Genomic DNA, 14,551 nt, shown 5'->3' with positions numbered 1-14,551 from the left:
CCTACTTTCTCTTGATTTGCCTGATCGGATTAGGTGTCTTAACTTGGGATGGCCGCTTCGTCAGCATCCTGAACGGCGCCCGGATAAATACATCCTTCCAATCCCCCGGTTTCATTGGGGCCACCGGAATAACATAAGAGGTGCCCAGGCTGGTCAGACCGGATAGGTGGATGACAATCAGGGACATCCCCATGGCAAGCCCCATATTCCCCCAGATTCCGGCGAGAATGATCAGTCCGAATCGGATTAGGCGTATGGATGCGCTCATCATGTAGCTCGGAATGACAAAGGAGGCGATCGCTGAAGAGGCAACGGAGATAATCAATATATTACTGGTCAGACCGGCCTGAACTGCTGCTTGTCCGATAACAATACCGCCTACGATCCCGATCGTCTGCCCGATCTTGGTCGGCAGCCGTGCCCCTGCTTCCCGGAGCAGCTCGATCGTAATTTCCATCAAGAGCGCTTCATATACCGGAGGAAAAGGCACCCTGTTACGGGATTCCGCCAACGTCCGCAGCAGCGCTTCAGGAATCATCTCATAATGAAAGGTAGTGATGGATACATACATGCCAGTGAAGGCAATCGTTATGAGTAAAGCCAGCATTCTTAATAACCGGAGCGCAGTTCCGAGAGCCCAGCGCTGATAATAATCATCCGGCGAGGAGAAAAATTCAAAAAAAGCAGCCGGCCCGCTGATCACCGTAGGACTGTTGTCGATCATCACAATGATCCGCCCAGCTACAAGTTTGGAGACGGCGACATCCGGGCGCTCTGTTGTGAGAAATTGTGGAAATATTGAGTTGGGACTATCCTCTATATATTGGGTCAGTGTTCCACCGTCATTAATGGCATCAACCTCAATTCTTTGAATCCGGTTCTTCAGATTCTTAACGAATTCCAGATTAGCAATATCCTTGATATAGAGGATATACACGCTGCTTTTACTGATCTCTCCGACCGAGCATTTGATGACTTTCAGATGGGAGCTCTTTATTCTGTTGCGGATCAAGGAAATATTCGTACTGGCTGATTCTACAAATGCATCATGGGGGCCGGCAATAATTGTTTCGGTCTCCGATTGCTGAACATCACGGACCTCCGGTCCAAAAACATCAATTAAATAGACTTTATCCCGGTAAAATACGGCAGCGCAGCCATCCAGAATACCGATAACTGCTGTCTTTGGCTCACTTACTTCGACAAATTGGGATTGTCTCAATAACTCTTCAACCTCATGAAGCGAGGTATGAGTCAGAGGCTTTAAAATGTTCGAAGAAAACAGAAAGTTGTCTACCATACTGGGAAAATAAATGATATCGATATGTATCTCCGGAAATGTCCTATGCATGATATCTGTGCAGTCATTAAATTCATTCAGAATATGCGTCAATGAAAGACTGTCCTGCTGGCTCTGATCCATAACACTTCACCTCACTTTTAGAGTTGGATGAGCGTAGTATACCCATATATTTCTTGAATATTTAACCTTTCCAACACCAAAAAGCCTTCCCCGCCCCGTATGGGCAAAAGAAGGCTGCAACGCGTTATTTCAGAGGACCATTAACCGATAACAGTGGTGTCCTCATCACTTTTGTATTCTAGGATATCTCCAGGCTGACATTCTAAAGCCTTACAAATTGCCTCTAAAGTTGATAGTCGAACCGCTTTAGCCTTACCATTCTTCAGGATAGAAAGGTTAGCCATTGTGATTCCAACCCGCTCCGAAAGCTCGGTTACACTCATTTTCCGTTTCGCCAGCATCACGTCAATATTAATAATAATCGCCATTGTTATCACCTCAGACTGTCAGATCATTTTCAGATTTTAGATCGATAGCCTCTTTTAAAAGCTTTTGGAGAACGGCAGCAAACACGGCGATCACCATGGAGGCAAAAATAATGACCATTCCGATGACGATAACGCCTGGAGCATCATCTCTTTCCGCGAAGAGATAGAAGAGCGGCAGACCTGCTACAAACAAGCCGCTGATTGTGACTGCACAGTATTTAATAATCTTTAGCGCCCCTACAGATAAATCAGAGAATGCTTTGTTCTTGTCAATATAGCTCAGTAACTTAAACGCCTGATACAGAGCAAAGTAAAAAGGTAATGCCGCCGCATACAAATCAATAAAAATAAGATATTGGATATAACTATATTCCGGATATAATTCTGCTGTGTAACTCGCGATCTCAGGTACCACAAAAATGCATAATGCAAGAATTGGGATTCCAATAAGAATAACAGCTGCCCTTAAAAAGAGTGTTGTCCCTCGTTCCATAAAAAAAGCCCCTCACTTATCATTTAATTTAATTTGACTCTAACACAATATTTATTGTTTTACAATAAAAAAATATTAGTATTAGATATATTATTGTTGTTAAATAAAAAACCTTCCTCCGCCCATAAGGGCAAAAGAAGGCTGCAACGTGTCAATTCTGAAGCACAGCTATATTTTTTATTCCCGTTTCTTCCCGACTGCACCAAGATAAATAACAAATTCATCATCGCCGTCTAATTCCAGAATCTCATCAATTAACTTTTGATCATAGATTCCAATGGCGCAGGCACCTGCACCGATAGATTCACTGGCTAGATAAAGGTTCTGGCATACATGACCCACATCGATGAGGATTTTTTTGTGAGCTGAAATATCATACTTCCATTCGGACCGGTAGGGTGTTGTGCTCCAGGCAAACAGTACAGAAGCTCTTTTGGCAAAGTTAGGGACAAAGGGCTGATCTAGAGTAATAGCGTCAACCTTCTGTTCAAGCTCATCCAATTCAAACATAAATAAGAGTTTATGTTCCACAGGAAGGTATCTGTAGATTCCGGGGGAAATACCATCTACCCGCATAATCATTAAATAAGTTTCAAAGGTGTGTGTTGCCCCACTGCAGGGTACCGTCCGCAGCGTAAGCCCGATCTTATTCATATTTGTAATCCCTTGGGTCGCCCATAATAGATAGGATAATTCATCCAGACTTAAAGTTTCCGATGAATAAAATCTTGTACTTCTTCTTTGATCGATACAATCAAAAATGTTTTCTTTACTTATAATGTCTTTGCTGACCTTGGGCAGATCAATAATCAATGACTCCGAATCGAAAGGCTTAACAATCGGCGGCTGTGCAAGTCCTTTGATCTTATCTGTTTTTATATGTTTAAACTCATGAAAATTAGATTTCAGAAAGTGCCTTTGTTGTTCGTATCTCGTCATTACAGATCCTCCTGGATTCCCTTAATAGCTATAATTTATCATGTCATAAAAAATAGATTGTGATCTAACTCACCTGTTCCTCCCCTACCCCCTTTAGGCAAAGGCAATGAACAACAAAAAACCTTCCCCCGCCCCGTAAGGGCAAAAGAAGGCTGCAACGCGTCACTTCCGAAGCACGGCAGCTATATTTTCAGCTCCCCAAGCTTAATCAGCTCGACAACCGCTTGTGAACGGCCTTTTACGTTTAGTTTTTGCATGACGTTGGAGATGTGGTTGCGGACCGTCTTTTCGCTGATGAACAGAAGTCCGGCGATATCGCGGGTCGTTTTGTCTTGAACAAGAAGTTCAAAGACTTCACGTTCACGATGTGTCAACAGAAATTTGCTGTGGTGTTCGTTCCCTTTCAATGGTGTCACCCCTCCTTGCTCGGGTTTGTTTGGTATAACAAGGTAAAGGGATACAGTCAAACCATTCTATGTATGGAGCGGAGTAATGGTGCGGTTAAAGCCCTAAAATGGGCAGTAGCGGATATCTATTAAAGCGGATTCATACTACTCTCCGGTAAGTCACGCCGGCAAAATCAAAGACCGCTCCAGCCTGAATTCTTTCAGGCTGCCAGCGGTCTTATGTGAAAAAAGCACATTAGATTATATTTATAATTGAACCAGCAATTAATGGTAGATTACAGTCTTGATCCGTGCCTCTTCCTCATAAGTAAGCGCGCTTGGAAGCTGCGGTGTATGCAGGTGACGTTCTACGGAGAACTCGATTCTGTGATAGTCTTCATCTCCCGAAGTCATCCATGGCTGCCATAATCCGCTTACCCAATTTTTAAGTTCTTTAAGTCCTGCTAGCATATTCTCCATCCTCCTTGGGCGGTGATAATTTGGGTGCCCAACTGTTTTGGTTACGCTTTCATTATATCATGTCAGATTTGAAAATGAAAGGGGTGTCCACGATAAAAAGACAAAAATAAGAGAAAAAACCTTTACATAAAAGGTTTTGTGTCTGCCACAAAGAACAATGTCCTCTTACAGAGGACATTTGTCAGACGTATGATTCCATAGACAGAGATAGGAGTTCCACTGCCCATCCGAGGCATAGAAATTCCAAATCTTTACCGGTCCGTCACGCCCTTGCGGTCACGCCGGTTTCGTCCGGTAAAGCTGCTGCAGTGACAGTATAAAATATGAAATGGATTTCACAGCAAGCTTTTTCAGGAGCAATCCGGGTCATTATGGTAAAATAAATCGTAATCGTATTCGTTCCCGAGGGAGGCTGCAAGAGCGATGGCCAATATTAAAGAAATTGCCCGGATTGCCGGCGTTTCAGTTACAACCGTATCCCGTGTGCTGAATAACCATCCCTACGTGAGTAAGGATAAACGGGCAGCTGTTCTGCGGACGATCCAAGAACTTGACTACTCCCGTAATATGAATGCCGTTCACCTCATTACCGGCCGTACCCGGGTAATCGCCGTAGTCATCCCTTATATTAATCTGTTCTATTTCTCGGTGATCATGGAAGGATTGGCGCGTGAGGCGCTCGCCGTTCAGTACAGGCTGATTTTGTGTCAGACGGATTACAAGCCGGATGAAGAAATCAAGGTCCTTGAAATGCTGCGTAATAAGGAAATCGATGGTGTAATTATTGTATCCACTGCTTTACAGCCTGAAATCATTGAAGAATACACGTCTTACGGACCTATAGTGACCTGCCAGGACAGCGGAGTCCGGCGTTATTCTTCCGTATATATTGAGCATTACACCGCTTTTACCCATGGACTGCAGTATTTAATGGACAAAGGCTACCGCAGTATCGGCTACTGTGAGGGGAGAAGGCATGGAAGCAGCAGCACCATCAGACAAGAAGCCTTTCATGACTTCATCTCCAGAACAGGCCTTCCCTTTCAGGAAGAATGGATGCTGTTTGACTGCATGACGGAGGAGGATGGAGCCGCTGCACTGCATCGCCTTTTGGGGATGAAGGATCGCCCTGCAGCCATGATTATCGCCGGAGATCATGTGGCTGCCGGGTTCATTCTGGAAGCAGGCAAACATCAGATTTCAATTCCAGAGGATATGGCAGTTATCGGGTTTGATAATCAGCCTATCGGAAGACTGCTGGGGTTAACCACGATTGATAACCAGCTTTTTCAGATGGGAGCTTCTGCATTTCAGATTATTTATGGGCAGATTACCGGTACCGAGGACAGTAAACCGGTCTATCGAAAGCTGGAGCACCGTATTATTGAGCGCTCAACTGTTTGAGGATCAAAGAAAAGCATGTCCTTGTCTTTAGCAGAAAAAGTGACGACAACAGGCCTCTCCCATCCGGGAGAGGCTATTTAGCATGTCCGAAAAGTGTGATATAAATCATATATTTTTATTGACAGTCCCAGTTTGCAGATTTATGATGAAGCCAACGCAATTGATAATCATTATCAACCATACATATAAAAGGGGTGTCTTCATGAAGTTTCAATACGTTGTCCCGGCAGGTCTGCTTGCTGCATCGATTCTGTTCGCCGGATGTGCGGCCAGTGAAAATAAGGTCAATACTAGCGGGAACTCATCGGGTACTGTCAACGGCTCAAACGCCGGAGCGGGAAACCCTGTGAATGCCGCAGCTGCTCCTGAAGCAACAGCTGCAGCCGCTGACTTCACATCCGCCATTGAACAATACCGGGCTTTCGTGATTGAGCAGTGCGATGCTTTTGTGAAAGAAACGGAGAATTTCACGAATGCCGTCAAGGAAGGGAAATTGGAAGAAGCCAAAGTCCTCTATGCCCCGGCCCGGATGTATTACGAACGGATTGAACCGATTGCCGAAGCACTTGGCGATTTGGATCCGAATATTGATGCCCGTGAGAATGATGTGGATCCTGCTGAATGGCGCGGCTTCCACCGGATTGAGAAAGCCCTCTGGCAGGACAAGACTACGGATGGAATGACGGAAACAGCCGACCGTCTGCTAAGCGATGCTCAGCTGCTGCGGGCGAAAGTTGAGACTGCCGAAATTGATGCAAGTCTGCTTGTAACCGGCGCAGTAGAGCTCCTTAACGAAGTCTCCTCCTCTAAAGTTACAGGTGAAGAGGAGCGCTATTCACATACGGATCTCTATGATTTCGTTGCCAATGTAGAAGGTGCGGAGAAAATATACGAGCTGCTTAAACCTCTGCTGGCTGCGAAAGATCCGGCACTGGAGCAGACCATCGGTGAACGGTTCACCGCGCTTGAAGATGAGCTTGCCCCATTTAAATCCGGGGATGGATATGTTTCATATGAAGTGCTCAAGGAAGAGGAAGTACGCAAGCTAAGCCAGAATCTCGATGCTCTGGCCGAGCCATTATCCAATATGGGGACGATCTTGGGAGTGTGACCAGAATGAAAATCAACGACGAATACGCCCAAGGGCAACACCCGGCAGAAGGCCGCTTACCAAAGAAAGACTCTTCGGATCATCTGATGGGCAAAAAAGTAAGCCGGCGGGATCTGCTGCGGCTTTCAGGAGTTGGCGGACTAGGACTGCTGCTGGGAGGCAGCTCCATCGGAGGAATCATGGCTGCACGCAGCGCTGCTTCCTCTGATAGTACTGTATCGAGTCCGGTACCGGCAGAAGATACTATTCCCTTTTACGGTGAACACCAGGCCGGGATCTTAACACCTGCACAGAACTTCATCTGCTTTGCAGCCTTTGATTTAACAACAAGCAAGCTGTCTGACGTCAAAAAGATGTTTCAGGACTGGACCGCAGCCGCCGCAGCCATGACATCGGGCCAACTGATCGGGAGCGCTAACGACAATCCCAACCTGCCGCCGAGCGACACAGGTGAATCCGACGGATTGTCACCTTCCCGTTGCACATTGACCTTCGGTGTCGGGCCTTCTTTCTTTGACTCTAGATTCGGATTGTCCGCCAAACGACCTGCCTCTCTTCAGGATCTGCCAGCCTTTCAAGGTGACAATCTCGAGCCGCAGTGGTGCGGTGGCGATCTCTGCGTCCAGGCCTGTGCCGATGATATGCAGGTCGCTTTTCACGCCATCCGGAACTTGGCGCGGATTGCCCGGGGGACAGCAGTTCTGCGCTGGACACAAGAAGGCTTCCAGCGCACCGCAGCAGCAGACCCCAAAGGGGCTACTCCGCGCAACCTCCTCGGTTTCAAAGACGGTACAGGCAATCCCGACGTGAATGACAGCCAAGAGATGAATAAAGTGGTATGGAACAGCAGCAGTGATGGCCCCTCCTGGATGAGCGGCGGTACTTACATGGCTGTCCGCCGTGTCCGACTACGCATCGAGATCTGGGACCGTTCTTCACTGAGCGACCAGGAGGCAACCTTCGGAAGGCACCGGCAATCCGGCGCCCCTCTTGGCGCAAGCGATGAGTTCGCAAGTCTTGACCTGAAGGCAGAGGATGCTTCAGGCAGACCTGTTATTCCTGCGAACTCTCATTCCGCGCTGGCTCACGGGGACGGGACCATAAAAATGCTGCGGCGCTCCTACTCCTTCTCCAGTGGAATGGATGTGAAGACAGGACAGCTCGATGCCGGATTGCTGTTCATCAGCTATCAGCGCGATTTAATCAAGCAGTTCGTAAGCATCCAGCAACGGCTGGCCGCAAACGACAAGCTGAACGAATATATGACCCATACCGGCAGCGCAGTTTTCGCCTGCTTCCCGGGAACCCGCGAAGGAAGCTATATCGGGCAGGCACTGCTTGGTTAAGCTTGCGGGGGATGGATGGAAGAGAAAAAAATAAGAGTTAAAGTGCTAAGAGCCAGAGAGCTAAGAGCCAGAAAGCTAAGAGCCAGTGAGCTAAGAGCCAGTGAGTTACGAGCCAGAGAGCTAAGAGCCAGTGAGCTAAGAGCCAGTGAGCTAAGAGCCAGTGAGCTAAGAGCCAGTGAGCTAAGAGCCAGTGAGCTAAGAGCCAGTGAGCTAAGAGCCAGTGAGCTAAGAGCCAGTGAGCTAAGAGCCAGTGAGCTAAGAGCCAGTGAGCTAAGAGCCAGTGAGCTAAGAGCCAGTGAGCTAAGAGCCAGTGAGCTAAGAGCCAGTGAGCTAAGAGCCAGTGAGCTAAGAGCCAGTGAGCTAAGAGCCAGTGAGCTAAGAGCCAGTGAGCTAAGAGCCAGTGAGCTAAGAGCCAGTGAGCTAAGAGCCAGTGAGCTAAGAGCCAGTGAGCTAAGAGCCAGTGAGCTAAGAGCCAGTGAGCTAAGAGCCAGTGAGCTAAGAGCCAGTGAGCTAAGAGCCAGTGAGCTAAGAGCCAGTGAGCTAAGAGCCAGTGAGCTAAGAGCCAGTGAGCTAAGAGCCAGTGAGCTAAGAGCCAGTGAGCTAAGAGCCAGTGAGCTAAGAGCCAGTGAGCTAAGAGCCAGTGAGCTAAGAGCCAGTGAGCTAAGAGCCAGTGAGCTAAGAGCCAGTGAGCTAAGAGCCAGTGAGCTAAGAGCCAGTGAGCTAAGAGCCAGTGAGCTAAGAGCCAGTGAGCTAAGAGCCAGTGAGCTAAGAGCCAGTGAGCTAAGAGCCAGTGAGCTAAGAGCCAGTGAGCTAAGAGCCAGTGAGCTAAGAGCCAGTGAGCTAAGAGCCAGTGAGCTAAGAGCCAGTGAGCTAAGAGCCAGTGAGCTAAGAGCCAGTGAGCTAAGAGCCAGTGAGCTAAGAGCCAGTGAGCTAAGAGCCAGTGAGCTAAGAGCCAGTGAGCTAAGAGCCAGTGAGCTAAGAGCCAGTGAGCTAAGAGCCAGTGAGCTAAGAGCCAGTGAGCTAAGAGCCAGTGAGCTAAGAGCCAGTGAGCTAAGAGCCAGTGAGCTAAGAGCCAGTGAGCTAAGAGCCAGAGAGTTAAGAGCCAGAGAGCTAAGAGCCAGAGAGCTAAGAATATAGGAGCTTCAAAGCCTAAGAGAATCAGAGCTTCATGACTTAAGATCTTACGAGCTTCAGACTAAGAGCTTATGAGCTTTCTATATCGCCTGCTTCCGGCAGAGACCATCTGCAGAAAGACCAAGGAGGATTACCCCTAATGTTATCTCCAATGAGCACCACTCTAAGGGTGCGAAAGTCAGCAGCGCTGCTGCTCATATTGTGCGCGCTGCTGCTGTGCGCGCCGCTTCCCGGCCTATCGGCGGAGAGCTCCGGCCGGCATGACGAGCTGCTGCCGCCGCTTGGCGCAGCGCTCGTCGAAGCTGGCCAAGGGCGGTGGGACGCCGCTGCTGCCGATGTCGAGACGTTCGCGGCGCTATGGCGCGCCGCGCAGGAAGGCACGCCGGACCCGGCACTCGCCGGTCCGGCTGCCGCTGTAGAAGCCGCGCTTGCAGACGCGGCTTCCAGCCTGGCGGCGGGCGGCGCTAAGCCCGCGCCCGCCAAAGCTGCGCTGTCCACGCTCGCCGGAGCCGTGGACGCGTACGTCACCGCCGCCTCCGGGACGGGCGGCGGCGAGGGCAGCACTGCCGCTGGCCGCGAGGCAGCGGCAGTGCTGCTTCCCGCGGCGGAGCACACGCGGGATGCGGCGCTCCGCGCCGATTGGGCGGCGGCGAAAGCGGCGTATCAAGCCATCGTAGATGGCTGGACACCGGCCGAAAGCGCCATCCGCAAGGATAATCCAGCTGTATATGGACAGCTGGAGACTACAATGAGCCTGCTGCGCATCGCATTGCAGGCAGAGCCCCTTCGCGTGGACGCAGCGAAGGCGAAATCCGAGGCGCTGTATACGCTGCTGGCGGATTACAGCGCAGGTAAATCAGCCGCTGGCGGCACCACGGATGCCGCACAGCCGGCTTCCATTGAGGGCTTGCTTGCCTACTTGAGCGAAGCCCGCTCCGCAGCAGCCGATTTGGATAGCACTTCCGCTGCTGATGTCATGGAGCAATTCATTGCCGCTTGGCCGCAGGCGGAAGGTAAAGTGCAGATCGCTGCCCCTGAAGTTTATACCAGCATAGAGAACGAAAGCGCTGCGGCCACCGGCTATCTGCTCTCCGATCCTCCTAAGCTGGAACAGGCTTTAACGGTCTTGGACAACATGATCTCCGAGCTAATACCACTTGCTGGTGAGGCCAAATATACTGCTTGGGATGCAGCACTGATTCTGCTTCGTGAAGGACTCGAAGCAATTCTTGTACTCGCTGCACTGCTGGCTTATCTAAAGCGCAGCGGCAGCCAGGGGGCCCGCAAATGGATCTGGTCCGGCGCAGCTGCAGGATTAGCCGGAAGTGCCGGGATGGCCGTCATCCTGACTTACGTTATTTCCCGGGCGGCAGCGGGCGGTGCACGTGAGATGATTGAAGGCATCACCGGCCTCATTGCCGTTGTGATGATGCTAACCATCGGACGATGGATGCACGGAAAGTCGAGCACTTCCTCTTGGAACAGCTATGTCGGGCGCCAGATGGATGGGGCTCTAGCCACAGGGAGTCTTTGGTCCTTATTCTCTATCTCCGCGCTCGCAATATTGCGGGAGGGTGCTGAAACTACGATTTTTTATGTGGGAATGGCGCCTTCCATTGAAGCTTCTCAGCTCCTTCTGGGTATTGGAGGCTCGCTAATCCTATTGATCCTTCTCGGTTATGCCATCATCGCGCTTAGTGCCAGACTGCCGGTTGCTTTGTTTTTCCGTGCAGCGACCCTGCTCATTTATTATCTGGTATTCCGGTTTCTGGGCGAAAGCCTGCACGCACTACAAGTGGCGGGCAAAATTCCGGCACATGTCCAGGCAGGTTGGCCTTCCGTAAGCTGGCTCGGCTTGTATCCGACACTTGAAACTATAATACCTCAGCTCTTACTCCTTCTCTTCATTGCCTGGGAGCTGGTGCGCCGGAGAACGCCAAAAACTGCACAAACGGTATAGTATAAAAGCTTGTTAATAGGGTGTGTTCCGGAAGCCGCGAAAAGGCTTCCCGAACACACCCTTGCTTTATTTCTAGGGATTCACTCGACGCTTGTCTTACCAAAGCTTGTCTTAGCAAATTTACCCGAAAAACTGGCGCTAATCCCGCGAAATATGCCGAAATTGAAGAATTAGCGTGAAAAACCACCGTTAAATCCGAGAAATAGTACGTTTGGGCGTGCCAATCTGTGCATTAACGCCAATTTTTACAACTAATTAAAGTAAGAGAGTGAGTAACAGCAATTTAACGTTAGAAATTCCAGCTAATATACCAGTGAAGGATCAATTTATCTCCATCACTTCATCAGTTGAAACTTCCGCGGGAGAACATTACTTTATTAAATATTCTTTCTGAGAAAACCGCTTCTATTTGTGGTTGTTTCTATAAAGAGCTTCTGATTCTGGTAAATATCTCATCTATCTATGTCTCAGCGGGTGCAGTTCTATAGGCTTTCTATAGGCTGAAGGTGAATTTTTTGCGAATAAGGGCATCCTACAGAAGTTAACTATTGCATCGTGGGAGGTTTTATTTTATTCTATAGATGAAAATAATTTTCTTTATTTTGAGTATATTAATAAAAATAATTTCAAGAAACCAGATGCTGTTTTAAGTTCTTATTATCAGAAGAGGTGGAACGATGGCTCCGATCCTACACGCCCTGGATCACGAAATGTCCAAGCTTTCGCAAATGGAACGCAAGCTCGCGGAACGTATTCTGGCAGCTCCGGGGGATATTATTCATATGGGGATTACCGAACTTGCGGAGCAATGCGGCACCAGTCCTGCCACCGTCACGCGGTTCTGCAAGGCATTTCATTTCAAAGGCTTTCCCGATTTCAAAGTAAAGCTCGCCTCGGAAATCGCGCAAAGCGACAGCGGTCTCCAGGATGGAACGTCCTCTTATCAGGATATCGTGGCCGGCAATCCGCTTTCAGTCATTGTGGAGGCTATGCAGACCAACCATCTGGCTTCGATCCGGGATACGACTTCGCTGCTCGACCTCGGGCGGCTTCAAGAAGCCGTAGAACTATTATGCCGCGCCCGGCGGATTGATCTGTACGGAATGGCTACCTCATCGATTGTCGCTCAAGATTTCTACCAGAAGCTGATCCGCATCGGTGTGAACTGCACCGCTTTTGCTGACTCCCATATGCAGATTACTTCCGCTTCCACATTGTCGGAGGGTGATGTTGCTTTTGCTGTATCCTACTCAGGAGAAACGCCGGAGACGATTGATGCGTTAACCTGTGCCGGAGCAAGCGGAGCCAGCACCATCGCTTTAACCTCCTACGGGAGCAGCACTTTGGCTACGAATGCCGACATCCCGCTCTTCTCTTCTTCGCTGGAGCAGGGAATGCGCCGGGGGGACATGGCGTCCCGAATTGCCCAGCTGCACATTATTGATATTTTATTTACCGGAATGGTCAGCACCCGATTTAAAGATTTCATTCCTAAGCTGGAAGAATCCTATCGCAACGTCCAATATTACCGTAATAAACGGGGAGGCTAAACTTAATGAATATTTTTAAATTTCAAAATGACGAGGATTTCGTCCAAACTGGTGCTAATCTCATTGTCAGTCTGCTGCAGAGCAATCCTAAAGCAGTGCTCGGCTTGGCTACCGGCAGCTCGCCAGTCGGCGTGTATGCGCGTGTAGTTGAAATGTACCAAAAAGGGCTGGTGAGCTTCTCTAAGGCTTCCTCCTACAATCTCGATGAGTACGTGGGACTGCCTGTAGACCATCCGCAAAGCTACCGCAGCTTCATGAATGAGCATCTGTTCAATCATGTTGACATCGACCTGTCCCGGACTCATGTACCAAACGGCAACGCTCCTGACCTGGATGCAGAATGCCTGAACTATGATAAAATGCTCGAAGAAAACGGCCCGGTTGATCTGCAGATTCTGGGTATCGGCGCAAACGGTCATATCGGCTTCAATGAGCCAGATGCCAGCCTGAGCAGCGGTACGCATGTTGTAGATCTCCTGGAAGAAACGCTTGAAGCTAATGCGCGCTTCTTCCCGACGATTGATGATGTTCCCCGCCAAGCGGTAACTATGGGTATCGCCAGCATTTTGAAAGCCAAACAGATTGTACTGCTTGTTCGCGGTGAAGAGAAAGCCGAGGCCATCCGCAATGCGATTGAAGGTCCGATCACAACCCAATGTCCAGCCTCTCTCTTGCAAAGCCATCCCAATGTGGTCGTTCTGCTTGATGAAGGAGCCGGAAAATGGCTGAAATAACAACGAACCCGGGACAATTACTGTTCGGAAAAATACTGACTCCCCACGGCCTCATCCAAGAAGGTGTCATTGCAGTCTCGGATGAGATGATCCATTATGCCGGTGAAGCGCAGTGGCTGCCACAAGATTATGCGGACTGGACTCCAATCGAATCGAAGGAAGGCTTGTTCATTCCCGGCTTTGTAGACGTGCATGTGCACGGCGGTGCCGGTTATGATTTCATGTACAGCAATGCAGAAGCGCTTGATGCCATCACCCGCTTTCACTGCTCGCAGGGAACTACCACAATGCTCGCTACAACAATGACCGCTCCTAAGCACGAGATTGATTCTGTTCTGTCGGAAGTGGATGCATACCGCTCACGCAGCATGCCGTACGCCCAGCTTGCCGGTGTCCATCTGGAGGGACCGTTTATCAGTCCGAAATGGCCCGGAGCCCAGAATCCCGAGCATATCGTACCGGCCAACATCGATTGGCTGGAGGAATGGGAAGCTCTCTACCCTGGTCTGATTCGCCAGGTTACACTGGCTCCTGAACGGGAGGGTGCGCTGGCTGCTATCACTTGGCTGCGCAAACGGGGGATCACTGCAGCACTCGGCCACACAGATGCAACATATGATGAAGTTATTACAGCTGTCCAAGCGGGACTCAATCAGGCAGTGCATGCCTTTAATGCTATGACACCGCTGCATCACCGCAAGCCGGGTACAGCAGGTGCAGTGATGGGTGAAGAGCGTATCCGTGCGGAGCTCATTGGCGACGGGATTCATGTTCACCCGGCCGTTGTCCAGTTGCTTGCCCGCCTGAAGAACAACAGCAATCTGCTGTTGATTACCGATGCGATGTCCGCTGCCGGACTTAGTGACGGAGAATATAAGATTGGCGATCTTCCTGTGCTGGTTCAGCAAGGAATCGCGACACTCAAGGAACATCCGGAGTCCCTTGCTGGCAGTACGCTTACTATGATCAAGGGCTTTCAATTTCTGATCAAAGAAGTTGGCTTATCCCTTGCCGATGCCTCGCGGGCGGCAAGTCTTACTCCTGCGATGTCACTTGGAATGGAACGCAGTATCGGTACCATCGAAGCCGGCAAACAAGGGGATATCCTGCTTCTGGACAGTAATCTGAACCTTGAGGGTGTATGGGTTCAGGGTCGACGGGTTACGTTCTGATTCGAGTGAATTGAACTCCTTACTAAATAGAACAGCCATCCTTAGCCTGCT

General features: G+C 49.6%; 14 protein-coding genes. 8 read left to right on the top strand and 6 right to left on the bottom strand.

Features of this window, described 5'->3' with window-relative positions; all coding sequences use genetic code 11:
- Position 1: 1 nt before the first annotated feature.
- The 6 genes from ACAN55_RS08220 to ACAN55_RS08195 form a co-directional block, all read right to left on the bottom strand.
- Positions 2-1,423 carry a spore germination protein gene (locus tag ACAN55_RS08220; protein ID WP_379130658.1) on the bottom strand — a complete coding sequence of 474 codons (1,422 nt, stop codon included), beginning with the start codon at positions 1,421-1,423 and terminating at the stop codon, positions 2-4.
- A 140-nt stretch (positions 1,424-1,563) separates the two neighbouring features.
- Positions 1,564-1,791 (bottom strand): helix-turn-helix domain-containing protein, encoded by a 228-nt coding sequence (locus ACAN55_RS08215; protein ID WP_379130655.1) that lies wholly within the window; start codon positions 1,789-1,791, stop codon positions 1,564-1,566.
- A gap of 10 nt (positions 1,792-1,801) precedes the next feature.
- The gene (locus ACAN55_RS08210) at positions 1,802-2,284 is read right to left on the bottom strand and encodes a DUF2975 domain-containing protein (RefSeq protein WP_379130653.1); all 483 of its coding nucleotides are present in this window, start codon (positions 2,282-2,284) and stop codon (positions 1,802-1,804) included.
- Between the two features lie 177 nt (positions 2,285-2,461).
- Positions 2,462-3,223, bottom strand: a complete 762-nt coding sequence (locus ACAN55_RS08205) for a SagB/ThcOx family dehydrogenase (protein WP_379130651.1) — start codon at positions 3,221-3,223, stop codon at positions 2,462-2,464.
- Between the two features lie 182 nt (positions 3,224-3,405).
- Positions 3,406-3,630: a helix-turn-helix domain-containing protein gene (locus tag ACAN55_RS08200; protein WP_019908812.1), complete on the bottom strand. Its 225-nt coding sequence runs from the start codon at positions 3,628-3,630 to the stop codon at positions 3,406-3,408.
- A 264-nt stretch (positions 3,631-3,894) separates the two neighbouring features.
- On the bottom strand, positions 3,895-4,089 hold the full coding sequence (locus tag ACAN55_RS08195) for a hypothetical protein (protein WP_379130645.1): 195 nt from the start codon (positions 4,087-4,089) through the stop codon (positions 3,895-3,897).
- Between the two features lie 423 nt (positions 4,090-4,512).
- On the opposite strand from ACAN55_RS08195, the gene ACAN55_RS08190 reads away from it, so the two are divergent.
- The 8 genes from ACAN55_RS08190 to nagA all read left to right on the top strand — a co-directional run bounded on the left by ACAN55_RS08190 (position 4,513) and on the right by nagA (position 14,500).
- Positions 4,513-5,493: a LacI family DNA-binding transcriptional regulator gene (locus ACAN55_RS08190; RefSeq protein WP_379130642.1), complete on the top strand. Its 981-nt coding sequence runs from the start codon at positions 4,513-4,515 to the stop codon at positions 5,491-5,493.
- A 202-nt stretch (positions 5,494-5,695) separates the two neighbouring features.
- Positions 5,696-6,604: an iron uptake system protein EfeO gene (gene efeO, locus ACAN55_RS08185; RefSeq protein WP_379130640.1), complete on the top strand. Its 909-nt coding sequence runs from the start codon at positions 5,696-5,698 to the stop codon at positions 6,602-6,604.
- A gap of 86 nt (positions 6,605-6,690) precedes the next feature.
- Positions 6,691-7,950: an iron uptake transporter deferrochelatase/peroxidase subunit gene (gene efeB / locus ACAN55_RS08180; RefSeq protein WP_379130906.1), complete on the top strand. Its 1,260-nt coding sequence runs from the start codon at positions 6,691-6,693 to the stop codon at positions 7,948-7,950.
- A gap of 15 nt (positions 7,951-7,965) precedes the next feature.
- Entirely contained in the window at positions 7,966-9,087 is a 1,122-nt protein-coding gene (locus ACAN55_RS08175) for a pentapeptide repeat-containing protein (RefSeq protein ID WP_379130638.1), read from the top strand.
- A 136-nt stretch (positions 9,088-9,223) separates the two neighbouring features.
- Positions 9,224-11,044, top strand: a complete 1,821-nt coding sequence (locus tag ACAN55_RS08170; protein ID WP_379130635.1) for an FTR1 family iron permease — start codon at positions 9,224-9,226, stop codon at positions 11,042-11,044.
- A gap of 677 nt (positions 11,045-11,721) precedes the next feature.
- Positions 11,722-12,594 carry a MurR/RpiR family transcriptional regulator gene (locus ACAN55_RS08165; protein WP_379130632.1) on the top strand — a complete coding sequence of 291 codons (873 nt, stop codon included), beginning with the start codon at positions 11,722-11,724 and terminating at the stop codon, positions 12,592-12,594.
- A 5-nt stretch (positions 12,595-12,599) separates the two neighbouring features.
- A complete protein-coding gene (gene nagB, locus ACAN55_RS08160; protein ID WP_379130629.1) occupies positions 12,600-13,328 on the top strand; it encodes a glucosamine-6-phosphate deaminase in 729 nt (242 codons plus the stop codon).
- Positions 13,316-14,500: an N-acetylglucosamine-6-phosphate deacetylase gene (gene nagA, locus ACAN55_RS08155; RefSeq protein WP_379130626.1), complete on the top strand. Its 1,185-nt coding sequence runs from the start codon at positions 13,316-13,318 to the stop codon at positions 14,498-14,500. Before nagB ends, nagA begins: the two co-directional genes overlap by 13 nt.
- Positions 14,501-14,551 lie beyond the last annotated feature (51 nt).

Source organism: Paenibacillus oryziterrae, assembly GCF_042610485.1.
Classification (GTDB): Bacteria; Bacillota; Bacilli; order Paenibacillales; family Paenibacillaceae; genus Paenibacillus_AQ.
Note: the sequence above shows the minus strand (reverse complement) of the source record. Positions and strands in the feature narration are given on the sequence as shown.